Source organism: Wenyingzhuangia heitensis, from assembly GCF_011762155.1.
GTDB lineage: Bacteria > Bacteroidota > Bacteroidia > Flavobacteriales > Flavobacteriaceae > Wenyingzhuangia > Wenyingzhuangia heitensis.
In genome coordinates this window covers 1-13102 of sequence record NZ_JAASQL010000007.1, presented here as the reverse complement: position 1 = coordinate 13102, position 13102 = coordinate 1, and the positions used below count along the sequence as shown (strand labels likewise).

Annotated in this window: 10 protein-coding genes and 1 other RNA gene; 8 read left to right on the top strand and 3 right to left on the bottom strand. The window is 32.8% G+C overall.

The window, feature by feature from the left end; all coding sequences use genetic code 11:
• Positions 1-2 precede the first annotated feature (2 nt).
• From FHR24_RS14645 to FHR24_RS14635, 3 genes are all read left to right on the top strand, one after another.
• Complete coding sequence (locus FHR24_RS14645; RefSeq protein WP_167190653.1) at positions 3-3134, top strand: chondroitinase family polysaccharide lyase; 3132 nt, start codon at positions 3-5, stop codon at positions 3132-3134.
• A 166-nt stretch (positions 3135-3300) separates the two neighbouring features.
• Positions 3301-4278 (top strand): T9SS type A sorting domain-containing protein, encoded by a 978-nt coding sequence (locus tag FHR24_RS14640; protein ID WP_167190650.1) that lies wholly within the window; start codon positions 3301-3303, stop codon positions 4276-4278.
• 78 nt (positions 4279-4356) lie between these two features.
• Positions 4357-5796 carry a glycosyl hydrolase family 28-related protein gene (locus tag FHR24_RS14635; RefSeq protein ID WP_167190647.1) on the top strand — a complete coding sequence of 480 codons (1440 nt, stop codon included), beginning with the start codon at positions 4357-4359 and terminating at the stop codon, positions 5794-5796.
• A gap of 89 nt (positions 5797-5885) precedes the next feature.
• Here FHR24_RS14635 and ffs read toward each other — a convergent pair.
• Positions 5886-5983, bottom strand: an RNA gene (gene ffs / locus FHR24_RS14630) — signal recognition particle sRNA small type.
• Between the two features lie 143 nt (positions 5984-6126).
• On the opposite strand from ffs, the gene FHR24_RS14625 reads away from it, so the two are divergent.
• The 3 genes from FHR24_RS14625 to FHR24_RS14615 all read left to right on the top strand — a co-directional run bounded on the left by FHR24_RS14625 (position 6127) and on the right by FHR24_RS14615 (position 9385).
• The gene (locus FHR24_RS14625; protein WP_167190644.1) at positions 6127-6642 is read left to right on the top strand and encodes a DUF4199 domain-containing protein; all 516 of its coding nucleotides are present in this window, start codon (positions 6127-6129) and stop codon (positions 6640-6642) included.
• A gap of 7 nt (positions 6643-6649) precedes the next feature.
• Positions 6650-7603 carry a glycosyltransferase family 2 protein gene (locus FHR24_RS14620; protein ID WP_167190641.1) on the top strand — a complete coding sequence of 318 codons (954 nt, stop codon included), beginning with the start codon at positions 6650-6652 and terminating at the stop codon, positions 7601-7603.
• Positions 7604-7666: 63 nt separating this feature from the next.
• On the top strand, positions 7667-9385 hold the full coding sequence (locus tag FHR24_RS14615; RefSeq protein WP_167190637.1) for a phospho-sugar mutase: 1719 nt from the start codon (positions 7667-7669) through the stop codon (positions 9383-9385).
• Between the two features lie 58 nt (positions 9386-9443).
• On the opposite strand, the gene FHR24_RS14610 is transcribed toward FHR24_RS14615, so the two are convergent.
• Positions 9444-9983: a DNA mismatch repair protein MutS gene (locus FHR24_RS14610; protein WP_167190635.1), complete on the bottom strand. Its 540-nt coding sequence runs from the start codon at positions 9981-9983 to the stop codon at positions 9444-9446.
• Positions 9984-10060: 77 nt separating this feature from the next.
• Here FHR24_RS14610 and FHR24_RS14605 point away from each other — a divergent pair, with 77 nt between their 5' ends.
• Entirely contained in the window at positions 10061-10696 is a 636-nt protein-coding gene (locus tag FHR24_RS14605; protein WP_167190632.1) for a low molecular weight phosphatase family protein, read from the top strand.
• A 94-nt stretch (positions 10697-10790) separates the two neighbouring features.
• On the opposite strand, the gene FHR24_RS14600 is transcribed toward FHR24_RS14605, so the two are convergent.
• On the bottom strand, positions 10791-12344 hold the full coding sequence (locus FHR24_RS14600; RefSeq protein WP_167190629.1) for an alpha-L-fucosidase: 1554 nt from the start codon (positions 12342-12344) through the stop codon (positions 10791-10793).
• A 320-nt stretch (positions 12345-12664) separates the two neighbouring features.
• On the opposite strand from FHR24_RS14600, the gene FHR24_RS14595 reads away from it, so the two are divergent.
• Positions 12665-13027 carry an ISAon1 family transposase N-terminal region protein gene (locus tag FHR24_RS14595; protein ID WP_167190626.1) on the top strand — a complete coding sequence of 121 codons (363 nt, stop codon included), beginning with the start codon at positions 12665-12667 and terminating at the stop codon, positions 13025-13027.
• Positions 13028-13102: the final 75 nt, after the last annotated feature.

The window sequence follows — 13102 nt, the reverse complement described above, 5'->3', positions numbered from 1 at the left end:
TTATGAAGACTTATAGTTTTTTGCTTGCTTTGCTAATTTCTTTGGTGGCAAAATCGCAAGATCAATCTTTTGAAGTTTCTACAGTTCCTAGCAATTGGAATGCAGCCACTGGAAATTTAGCCATATCAACCCTACATTACAAACACAACAAAAAATGCTTGCAATGGAACTGGAATGCAAATGATGTTTTAACGATTTCTAACTTGCAGAATAAAGGTTTGACTCCATCTGAAGTACTTGGATATTATGAAAACATGTTTAGAATGTGGGTTTACAACACCAATGCTTTACCCAATCAGAAATTAGAAGTTGAGTTTTATGACAACACAGGAACCAAACAATTTTACTATGATTTTTATGTGAATTTTTCGGGTTGGAGAGCTGCATCAGCTAGTTACAAGCACGAAATGTCTGGAAATAAAACATCCACTAACATTACCACCTTAAAAATAAAAGCTCCCAACACCGGCACTGGTACTTTCTTTTTTGATTACGTGGATTACACTATGGCTAGAAATACGTATCGTTCTCCAGATTATCAACTTCCGTATTTAAATGCAGACAATGGTAAACATTGGTCAGACATGATGTATTTTCAATCCCTACCAAAAACCATTAGCTTAACCACTCCTACAACTCAAGAAATAAACGATTTAACCAAAGTGAAAAATGCTTACACCAATGCTATCCTTGGCAATGCACCAGGAAACTCTGCTGTAAATAGTGCTGTAAGTGCCTACAATCATCAAGAAATAAAGTATGTAGATGGTATTGTTACAGGAAAACCACTTTTTGGAACCGATTATTCTGATGCCAATTCTATTGCTGTTGTAGATGATTTTATTTACACCTTGGCAAGAGATTACAAACACAAAAACAACGCTAGCAGTCTTACTTATTATGTAAACACCATCCGTTATTTATTAGATCAAGGATATGCAGATGGTAGCTGTTTAGAAACCTTGCACCATGTAGGTTACCGATGTAGAAACGTTATAAAATCTGTACATTTAATGAGAGAGGAATTGGTTGCCGCCAACTTATGGAATCCAGCTCAAAAAATGGCAGAATGGTTAACGGCTATAGATATTATTTGGCATCCTACTGCTCACCTTAGCAATATTGATGATGGGTTGACAAGATCTGTAACACTTTTAGGTGCTTGCCTAAACAAAGACACCGATGCCGAAAGGGTACAATATCTTAAAGGATTGCAACATTATTTTCACAATTGGTTGAGTCTTTATGCTAAAGAAGGAGAAGGTTTAAAGGTAGATTATACTGCTTTTCATCACAATGTGTATTATCCACAATATGCTTTTGGAGCTTATAAAAGTGTAGCCGAAGCATTGAATTTACTTTCAGGAAGTAGCTATGCAGTGTCTGAAGACAAAAGAGATACTTTAAAAAAAATATTACAAGTTGCTCGTATCAACATGAATCAGAATACGTTTCCTAACGGCTTGTCGGGTCGTTCTCCTATGAACGCTATTTCCATTAGCAACGCTTATAAAGATTTAGGAATGTACCATCCTGTTGATACCGATTTGATAGGTGCTTATAATTATATTACGGGAGGAAATAATCAAACCAACCAGTACGCAACCGAAACTCCACCCAACGGTTTTTGGCAGATAAACTTTGCCAATTTAGGAACGTACAGACAAGACGATTGGCTGGCCGGAATTAAAGGTTTTAACAAATATTTTTGGGGAACAGAAATTTATGGATCAGACAACAGGTACGGACGTTACCAAAGTTACGGCTCTGTAGAAATTATTTACAAAGACGGACAAGATGCTTCTGGAACCCATAAAAATGGATGGAACTGGAACCTAACTCCTGGAGCCACTACTATTGTTTTGCCTTTTGAGGATTTAAAAGCTTCTAAAAGCAGACAAGATGAAAAAACAGAGGCTAATTTTGCTGCAGCTCTTCGTTTTGGGAAGAAAACTGATTATTATATAGAAGAAAAATTAGAAGGTACTTATGGAATGTTTGGGATGGATTTTACACAAAATGCCATCACGGCTAGCCACAATCCAAGTTTTACTTTCAAAAAATCTGTTTTTGCTTTTGATGGAAAATTAATTTGTTTGGGTTCTAACATCAACAATAATGAGGGTACTAACAAAACGGTAACTACGCTATTTCAAAATCAGTTAAACAGTAAAAATGATGCCATTGTGGTTGATACCAATTCTACAACTAGTTTTCCTTATCAAGCTACTTTAGACAACACAACTCACCATTGGTTGTTAGATGCTTACGGTACTGGTTATTATGTAAAAAATAATCAGCAAATTAATATTGATAGACAAAACCAAATCTCTCCTAACGAAAACGGAAAAGGTGGAACTACCACAGGAAATTTTGCTTCAGCGTATATAGACCACGGAACGAATCCTAATAATCAGGAGTATGAATATGTGATTGTTCCTAAAACAAATCAGACAGAAATGATTGATTTGAACACCAAAATGCAGAATACAAATACGGCTATTTATACCGTTATTCAAAAAAATGAAACTGCACACATTGTTCACTACAACAATATGCATGGATATGCTTTGTTTGGAGCAGGAAATTACGGAAGTGAAACCCCACTACAATCTAACAACCAACCTTGTTTGGTAATGACGGAGCAAACAGGAACAAACCTAAATGTATCTGTAGTAAATCCTGATTTAAATTTTGATGGAGATAATGGAAGCCAACCGGTAACAATTTCTCTTGTATTGAATGGTAACTGGGAATTAAAAAATTCCAATTCAGAAAACACAACCTTAACAAATGAAGATACAACAACTACAATTCACCTTAGTTGTAAAGATGGTTTGCCAGTAGATTTAAAACTTATTAAAAGAGAAACAGCTTCTGCTCCCCAACCTACTGAAAAAGACGAAAGTCTTGTGAACGTATATCCAAACCCAAGTGATGATTTTATAAATATTGCTCTTAATTCCACATTAAAAGCAAAAGAGATTGCTGTGGTAAATATTCTTGGCAAAACTATGCATCGTCAAAAAGACACGACACCAATTCCTGTCAAGTTTTTAAATACAGGCATTTATTTCCTGATTGTAAGTACACAATCAGGAAAAGTCTTTAAAAGAAAAGTTCAGATTTATTAATACCTCATCACTAAAATTTAGGTTTTATCAATAAATGACTATAAACTTAGTATTAATCCTACCTAAAGAATAATTCCCCCCTCCTAAAAGCACTTTATTCCCCCTATTTTTAAGCATGACTATAAATAGTTTTACACTTAACTAATCAAAAAACTATATATACATTATGAAAAATTTTACTTTGTTAATTGCTCTAATTCTATTAGGTACGTTTACAACAAAAGCTCAAGAAACCATTCATTATTACGATGATTTTAGATATGCTGGAAATTCTGGATACACAGGTTTTGCAACTTATGATCCTGACACTAAAGGATTGGGGACTTTTATTACCAGAGTTGAAGGGATTCCTAGCGATGAAAATACAGAGCCAGGTACAAGTCTATTAGGATACACAAGACCCACCAACAATTATGGAGCTAGAACAGATACCAGACAGCCAAGAAGTATTAAGCTAACGGGAAACCTAGCAGGAGAAAATTATGAAGGTGTTGCCTGGGCTGTAATGGATGCTTTTGACATTTCTAGTTTGTCTAACTTATTTGTTTCTTTTGCTACTAGAAAACAATATCATGAAGGTGTAAACAACGATCCTTTTAAAGTGTTAATTGCTAAAAACTATACCGATGGAACAACTCCTGTAGAAGGTGGTGGTTCTGGAGAGTTTGTTGATATTACTACAGCTGTAAAAACGGCAAATGCTAGTTTTGGAAACGATGGGAACTGGACATTAACCACATTAGACTTATCTGCCTATATTGGTGATACCGGTGCTGATAAATTTACGTTGGCTTTTCAGTTTGAATTTCATAACGAGGGTGCTTTTAGTGGTTCTAGTAACCGAAATGGAAACTGGAGTATTAGCGATGTGAAGTTTTTTTCTGATGCTTCTTTATCAGCTTCTAGATTAGGAAAAGAATCTTTTTCAATCTACCCAAATCCTGTTACCGATCAAATTCACATCAACAATTTAAAAAATATTGATATAGCCAATATTGATATTATAGATATAACCAGTAAATCTATTTACAGCAGTAAAGAAACAACTTCTATTAATGTAAAAAACTTTGCCAAAGGAATTTATATTTTAAAAATTACCTCTAGCAGTAATGGTATTTTGACCAAAAAAATAGTTGTGCAATAATGAATGTCTTTTCAGATTAAGAAAGATTTATACATCCTTTAAAACTGAAATCCGAATAACGAATTAAAAATATATACAATGAAAAAACTGTTTCTTATAATTATTCTATCATTTAGTAATATAACGTACTCTCAAAACCGAATTGGTGATGGAGAAAGAGAATTTGATAGCTCTAATACTGTGAATGTAAATATTACTAACTTTCAATCAAAACGTCAAAGATGGGCAAATGCAGGAGTTATAAATGGTATTAGAAAAACAGGAAATGGTTACGAGCAAGTACTTCCTTTTTCTAACACTAATTTAGATGCTTCGGCAGCAATACAAACTGCAATTGATAAAGTGGTTACAGAAAGTGGTGGTGCTGGTGGTCTTGTTAGAATTAGACAAGGTACATATACCATTAAAAATACGATTCACATGAAAAAAGGAGTCAGTGTTATTGGAGAAGGTGCTACCAATACCATTTTAAGAGTTGAGGTGAATAGTGGTAGTGTGGTTTCTTTTAAAGATCTTAACAATTCTAATTCCCAAACTTCTGGTTTAAAAAACCTTCGTTTTTGGGGAACTAAAGGAGATCCTAATGATGCCTTAATGACAAATGCAAAACCAAGTTACAATGCAAAAACCGTAGAAATTGTTCGATCAAAAAACTGCTATATGGACAATGTTCATATTATAAATTCTGGAAACAGTCCCGTTTCTACTTGGTCGGGTAGCCATCACTCTTTTAGAGATTTATATACTGATGGTTGTTGGAACAAAGGTGGTGGAGGTAGTTGTTATTTTGCAATTCAAAGTCCAGACTGTTTGGTTTACAGTTCTGAGTTTAGGGGTTTAAGACATTTTGCACTACAAAGAGAATATTGTGAATACAATGTAGTATATGATAATGATATTTATGGAGATGTTAATTTTCACAATGCAGACGAAGGAAACAACTTAATAGAAGGAAACAGAATTACACTGCCCTCATATTTAAGTGGATCTGCAGGAAGAAGATATGTGGTTATGGGACCCTGGTCTACACAACACGCACCTTCTGTTAGAGATAATTATGTTTATAACAATAATGTAGCCAATAATGCCTTTAGCGGTACTCCACGTTGTAATCTAGGAAATAAAATTTACAGAGGTGCAGATAAATACGAACCTAATGTAACTTCTCAAACTCACGGAAATCCTTTTGTAAACACCACCAATATTGATTATAATAAATTGATATATTCTACCAAAGCGAGTAGTAATTCTAATCAAGTAAATAATCAAGAAGCTATTAAATTAGATTTTCCTGAATTTACAAAGTCGGATAAAGATTTAACCATTGATGTATATAATAAAGCTAAAGAAGCTTATTTAAGAGTTATTGATTTTTATGGAACAACACTATTAGAAAAAGAACTTATTGTTGGTACTACAAACACTATTAATACTGATTTCTTAAAAACTGGAATCTATATTATTTCATTATCTTCTACAAACGGAACAATTACAAAAAAAATATCAGTCGTTAAATAACAAAGCAAACACATATTTATAAAACACAAAACCCAACTATTAAATAGTTGGGTTTTTATGTAAAATAAACATACTAATTGTCTTATAAAAAAGGGCAAGCTGCCTACATCACACCGCTCAACCAAGTACCCTTGCTGCGTTCCCGCCCTGGGGGATTCCAAGGGAGCTAGTTGTGCAGGACTTGCCCGGCAGCAAATTTACAACCTTATTACAATTCTCACAACATTTACCACATCATTTTTTAACATTCAATTCATCTTACTCTAAGACTACACTTTAGCACAATAAATACCTATATTTGCGCTTAAATTTTAAATAGAACAAACTCCAATGAATTCATTTTTTAGTATAAAACCTGTTTTAAAATTCGGAATACTATCCGGACTTTTATTAGTTTTAAATGAAGTAATCATCAACACTCTTACACAAACAAATCCATATATTGGAGAACGTAATTCCGTTTTTTCTTTAATAGGATTAATCATTCCTGTAGTAATGGTGGTTATTGCCCTAAACTATTTAAAAAAACATGCAACATTTACCAGTTTTGGACAAATAATCAAACCCGGATTAATTATTGGTTTGTTAACTGCCTTAGTTTATATAGCATATTCTTTATTGTTTATTTACAGCATAGAACCTAATACCTTGGCTGAGTTTGAGCAAATGAATAGAGAACGTTCAATTGCATCAGGACAATTTAAGAATGAAGAAGATTTAAACAATGCTATTCAATTGTCTAGAAATGCCTTTTTACCAGGAACTATTTTATTTAGTATTGCCATCAATTTGTTTATTGGTTTTCTTTCTGCGGTTATAACTGCTATATTTGTTCGAAATAAATAAGTCTTTTATGCAAATTTCTATAGTCATTCCGTTATTAAACGAAGCAGATTCTTTGCCAGAGTTGCACAAGTGGATTGTAGCTGTAATGGAAAAAAACAACTATAGTTACGAACTTATTTTTGTCGATGATGGAAGTTCTGATGCTTCTTGGGAGATTATTGCCAATTTACAGGCTAAAAATCCAAACGTAAAGGGAATCAAGTTTTTAAAAAACTTTGGAAAATCGCAGGGGTTAAATGCAGGATTTAAAAAAGCAAAAGGTGATGTTATTATTACCATGGATGCAGATTTACAAGACAGTCCCGAAGAAATTCCAGACTTGTACACTATGGTTACTCAGCAAAATTATGATTTGGTAAGCGGATGGAAGAAAAAAAGATACGATTCTAAAATTCGTAAAAACATTCCTTCTAAACTCTTTAACTGGGCTGCTAGAAAAACCTCTGGAATAGAATTAAACGACTTTAATTGCGGGTTAAAAGCCTATCAACAAAAAGTAATAAAATCTATAGATGTTACCGGAGAAATGCATCGATACATTCCTATTTTAGCAAAAAATGTAGGATTTAAAAATATTGGAGAAAAACCTGTACAACATCAGGCAAGAAAATACGGAGAAACCAAATTTGGAATAGATCGTTTTACCAACGGATTTTTAGATTTAATCACTTTGTGGTTTTTATCTAAATTTGGAAAAAGACCCATGCATCTTTTTGGATTGATGGGAACTTTTATGTTTCTAATCGGTTTCTTTTCTACGGCTTATATTGGAATATCCAAACTTTTTACTGTTTTCTACTATCATCAAAAAGCAAGTTTAGTTACCAATAACCCACTTTTTTATATAGCGTTAACCACTATGATTTTAGGAACTCAACTTTTTATAGCGGGCTTTATTGGCGAAATGATTTTAAAGAATAAAAAAACGAGTAATTTGTATTATATAGAAAAAGAAATATAACATACAATCCATATATTTACAGTACCAAAACCAAATACTAAATTTAACAGAACGCAAATTCATATGGTAAATCCTGAAATTTTAGAAGCTTCTAAACAATGGTTATCTCCAACCTTTGACCAAGACACACAAAAAGAAATTCAAAACCTAATAGACAACTCACCCGAAGAACTAACGGACAGATTCTACAAGAATATGGAATTTGGTACAGGGGGTATGCGTGGTGTAATGGGTGCCGGTACTAATCGTATTAATAAATACACTTTAGGTAAAGCTACTCAAGGACTTTCTAACTTTTTATTAGCTAACAATACAAACAAAGAACTAAAGGCTGTAATTGCTTTTGATTGTAGACATAATAGTAAGGAGTTTGCTAAAATAGTTGCCGATGTTTTTACTGCAAACGGAATTAAAGTTTTTTTGTTTGATGATTTAAGAACAACACCAGAATTATCTTTTGCAGTTCGTCATTTAGGATGTGATACAGGTATTGTATTAACAGCATCTCACAATCCACCAGAATATAACGGATACAAAGTTTATGGGGCAGATGGTTGCCAAATAACTCCTCCTAACGATGGATTGATTATAAACGAAGTAAACAAAGTATCTTTTGATCAAATTAAATTTGATGCAAACGAAAACTTATTAACCTATATAGGTACCGAAGTAGACAACGCTTTTAACAAAGTATCTGTTGAAAACGGAACTTTTGGAAATGTAAATAGAAGCAATGTAAAAGTAGTTTTTACTGCTTTACACGGAACTTCAATTATGTCCGTACCACAAGTATTAGATAAAGCAGGTTTTAACGATGTGCATTTAGTAGAAGAGCAATCTAAACCTGATGGAAACTTTCCAACGGTAAAATCTCCAAATCCAGAAGAGCCAGAAGCATTGGCTATGGCTACCGATTTGGCAAATGCAGTGAATGCTGATATTTTAATGGGATGTGATCCTGATAGTGACCGTTTAGGAATTGCTGTTAGAGATTTAGACGGAAACATGAAGTTGTTAAACGGAAATCAAACCATGATTTTAATGACTGACTTCTTAATTCAACAAAAGAAAGCAGCAGGAAAATTAAACGGAAATCAGTTTACAGCAACTACTATTGTATCTTCTGAAATGGTAAAAGTTTTGGCAGATCATTATGGAGTAGAAACCGTAATTACCTTAACCGGATTTAAGTGGATTGGAAAAGCTATTGCAGACAATCCTACTAAAGATTTTGTAGGAGGTGGAGAAGAAAGTTTTGGATACATGATTAGCGATTTTGTTCGTGATAAAGATGCCGTAACTTCTTGCTTATTGGCTTGTGAAATGGTAGCTCATGCAAAAGCAAACGGAACTACACTTTATCAACAATTATTAGACATTTATAAGGAACACGGATTCTATAAAGAATCTTTAATATCTATTACCAAAAAAGGAATGGATGGTGCTGCTCAAATTCAACAAATGATTGCTGATTTTAGGGCAAATCCTTTTCAAGAAATTGTAGGTTCTAAAGTTAAGTATGTATGTGATTATGAATCTTCTATTCAAAAAAACTTAATTACTGGTGAAGAAACAACAATAAACGTTCCTAAGTCTAATGTATTGATATACCATACAGAAGATGGAACTAAACTTTGTGTTAGACCAAGTGGTACAGAACCTAAAATTAAATTTTACTTTGGTGTAAAAGGTGAGTTAAACAATATCAATCAAGCTCAAGAAGTTGAAGCTCAATTAGATCAAAAAATTAATAACATTATAGAAACGTTACAGCTTAAATAAGTCTTAACATTTTACAAACAAAAGCCTAATCATTATTTTGATTAGGCTTTTGTTGTTTTTAAAAGGTAACTTCAGTAGCTCCCAGTCCATATTTTTGATAAGATGCATCCTCAAATCTTAAAGAATATCTATGAAACAATCTGTACAACTCTTCTTTTAAAACCCCCTCTCCTACACCGTGAATAAATACAATTTTGGGAATTCTATTTTTAATGGCAAAATTTACTTTATGATTAGCAGTATCTAATTGCTTGTTTAAAATATCAGCATTAGACATTCCCGATTTAGACTTTACTAATTTTTCAACATGTAAGTCTACCTCCATAACAACACCATATTTTTCTTGCTTCGATTTTTTTGTGCTTCGTCTAGTACCTTCTACCAGTCTTTCTTTTTGCAATAACATTTTATTGTTAATATCTGTATACAAAGACAGCTTAGATTGCTCTATATTAACTAAAATTAACTGACTTTCTTGATAAGGAAGTTCAAACCCATCTTCATCTAAAACAAATACTTTGTCTTTCAATAATTTAGCAACCTTGCCTTTAACAACGGAATCTTTAACCAATACCTTATCCCCAATTTTAAATTTCATTTTACTTAATTATATATTAACATATGATTATGATGTTACCTGTATATTTGTTCCCTACAACATATACCTAATTGCAAATGACTCTACTACAAAAAACAACGGTGAGAGATGTTTTTGAAAAAGCAATCCGCCATACAAAGTTAGATATTCAGAGAGAAAAATTACTACAAAATATTGCAAACAAAATTGCAGAAACCATCAATAAAACAGGAAAGGTACATATAAATTTTATTTGCACTCACAATTCTAGACGTAGTCAGTTTGCACAAGTTTGGGCATATTATGCTATGGAATATTTTAAAATAGAAAATGGAGATAGTTTTTCTAGTGGTACTGCAGAAACTGCTTTTCATGCCAATACACTAAAAGCTTTAGAAACTTGTGGATTTAAATTTGTTTTGGAAGAATTTAACCATAAAAACCCAAAGTATATTATAAGCTATAGCGGAAGTTCTAAAGAGCTTTTAGGTTTTTCTAAACAAGTAGAACATCCTGTAAACAAAACTCCTTTTATTGCCATTACTACTTGTGGACATGCCGATGAAAATTGTCCTGTTATATTAGATGCATCTTCTCGTTTTCACTTACCCTATATAGATCCTAAAATTGGTGATGGTAAAGAAAACGAAAAAGAAATTTATTTAAACACCTCTAAATTAATTGCTGGTGAAATGGGATCTATCTTTAAAAAAGTAAAAGGTCAATTGATTTAAATACTGAATTTAACTAAAATTCCGTTTTAAAATAGGCTGTTTTTAGTTCAACTTATTTTAAAACGGAATTACTTTATTCTTAAATTATACGTTCTTAAAAGTCTTTTCTGCTTTTTTGATCTCCCAAAATATCACTTGGTTTTTCCTTTAATCTAATTTTAAAACAAACTGCATTATCTGATTTATAATCTTTAGGCAATTCAATCACCAATTCATTTTTTTGCTGAATCCATTTTATACTTTTATCAAATCCTAACAAACGAACGTCTAAAATAGCATCATTTAGAATTCTATCTTCAGCACCAAGAGCATCTAACGTTACTACTTTACGATCATCTTTTTTTAACCAAAAAGCATACACATTTTGTCCTTTTTGGGTATATCTAAAATCATCAGGAGTAAACCCTTTGTCATGAGAATTTCCATGTAACTTCATAGAAGCATTTGTAGGTCCTTGCCCAAATACTTCAAAGGGACGAGTTTCGTAGATTCCTTCTCCATTTACCTTTAACCAAGCTCCTATCTCTTTTAAAATATCTTGTTGTGGCAATGGAATTTCTCCGTGCTTATTTGGAGCCACATTAAGCAACAAACAACCATTTTTACTAACAATATCAATTAAATCGTTAATATAAGCTCCTGCCTCTCGCATCTGATAGTCATTTGTATATCCCCATCTATATCCACCCAAAGACATATCTGTTTGCCAAGCTTCTTTTCTAATTCTATCTAACTTTCCGCTTTCTATATCTAAAACTGCAGTTCCGTCTGGAGCACCTTTGTATCTAATGTTTTTATAATTTAAAACTACTTCTTGTTTGTTTTTTATTCCTTGATTATAAAATTCAGCAAATATCTTCTTTCGTGTACTCTCGTATGCTGGTTCACTAAAACCTAAATCAAACCATAATAAATCTGGCTTATATTGACTCATTAAATCAGAAGTACGTTTGTAAAAATGTTTTACATAAGACCTAGAAGCCGGCTCCCATCTTTTGTGCTTATCCCAATAAAAATCTTTTAGTTTAGGATCTGTCGTTTCAAATTTATCTTTGTAAGTCCACCAATGCCATCCATAAGCAAAGTGTGATGATACTCCAACCTTTAACGCTCTAGAACGAGCTTCTTTAAAAAGTTCTCCTACAATATCTTTTTTAGGCCCCATATCTACCGAGTTCCATCTAGTTACTTTAGAGTTATACATGGCAAAACCATCGCAATGCTCACCAACAGGCACAATGTATTTAGCCCCAGCTTGCTCAAACAAGTCTATCCATTTTTTGGCATCAAAATTTTCTGCTTTAAACATGGGAATAAACTTTGTGTACCCAAAGTCTTCTGGTTTTCCAAAATTTTCCACATGGTATTTATAAGAACTCGAAGGTTTTTTTTCTGGATTTCCTAGAGCATCTACCACTCCTTCATTCCACATTTGAAACCCATACCATTCTGCAGGTCCATGTGCTGGCACAGTAGTGGGTCCCCAATGAATAAAGATTCCGAATTTAGCATCTTTAAACCATTCTGGAATTTCATATCCTTGCAGAGATTCCCAAGTAGGTTTAAATTTTTTCTGAGCATTCACCAATTGGCTACTAATGCACATGATCACGACACACATAACTGATGTAAATTGTTTTTTATTCATGTTTTTGATACTTAATTTTTAGTTCTTTATTGCGACCTAACCTTTTCTACCAAAAATAAAAAATCATTATCTTTTCAACGCATTATAAATCAAACTATTTCATTCACTAATCCGACTTTAATTTAAAAAAAACCAATAAAAAAAGAACTATAAACAAAAAATAAAAAACACTATACCGACAAAAAAAACACAAAAAAGAAACTTTACTTAACAAAGTACAATATCCACAAGTACCAAGGAGTCATGATAAAAGTCCTGGATCAAGAACAAAAGTTGTGGAGTATTTTAAAAATTCAGAACTTTGGTTATAAATTTATAGTATGTTATCTGATTCGTTATTAGCTGTTGCTAACTTGTTATTACCTGAAGTTTTGATTGAATATTTTGAGCTGACTAAGCATGAGATCAAAGGCGAAGAGCTTCATTTTTATTTTACAGAGAACAATTCAATCCCAAAGGAGTTTAAAAACCAAAACCTTAGCTCCAAAGGATTCTTTCCAGAGGCTACTCTTCAAGACTTTCCACTCCGAGGCAAACCAGTATTCCTGCACATAACTCGCCGTAGATGGATCAATGAGACTAGTAATAAAGTAGTTACAAGAGATTGGGGATTAGTAGCAAAAGGAACAAGAATGACGAATGAATTCGCCACTTTTTTAAAAGAGTGTATTATACTGAAATAGGTTGACTCTTTTTTAGTTAAAATTCTTCGTTCTTAAATCGTAAGTTCAGGTAAAATTACATTATTTTTTCTATAG

What these genes read in the sequence shown, in the direction of transcription:
- FHR24_RS14645 (WP_167190653.1), top strand. Translation starts at nt 3, where the DNA reads ATGAAGACTTATAGTTTTTTGCTTGCTTTGCTAATTTCTTTGGTGGCA.
- FHR24_RS14640 (WP_167190650.1), top strand. Translation starts at nt 3,301, where the DNA reads ATGAAAAATTTTACTTTGTTAATTGCTCTAATTCTATTAGGTACGTTT.
- FHR24_RS14635 (WP_167190647.1), top strand. Translation starts at nt 4,357, where the DNA reads ATGAAAAAACTGTTTCTTATAATTATTCTATCATTTAGTAATATAACG.
- FHR24_RS14625 (WP_167190644.1), top strand. Translation starts at nt 6,127, where the DNA reads ATGAATTCATTTTTTAGTATAAAACCTGTTTTAAAATTCGGAATACTA.
- FHR24_RS14620 (WP_167190641.1), top strand. Translation starts at nt 6,650, where the DNA reads ATGCAAATTTCTATAGTCATTCCGTTATTAAACGAAGCAGATTCTTTG.
- FHR24_RS14615 (WP_167190637.1), top strand. Translation starts at nt 7,667, where the DNA reads ATGGTAAATCCTGAAATTTTAGAAGCTTCTAAACAATGGTTATCTCCA.
- FHR24_RS14610 (WP_167190635.1), bottom strand. Translation starts at nt 9,983, where the DNA reads ATGAAATTTAAAATTGGGGATAAGGTATTGGTTAAAGATTCCGTTGTT.
- FHR24_RS14605 (WP_167190632.1), top strand. Translation starts at nt 10,061, where the DNA reads ATGACTCTACTACAAAAAACAACGGTGAGAGATGTTTTTGAAAAAGCA.
- FHR24_RS14600 (WP_167190629.1), bottom strand. Translation starts at nt 12,344, where the DNA reads ATGAATAAAAAACAATTTACATCAGTTATGTGTGTCGTGATCATGTGC.
- FHR24_RS14595 (WP_167190626.1), top strand. Translation starts at nt 12,665, where the DNA reads ATGTTATCTGATTCGTTATTAGCTGTTGCTAACTTGTTATTACCTGAA.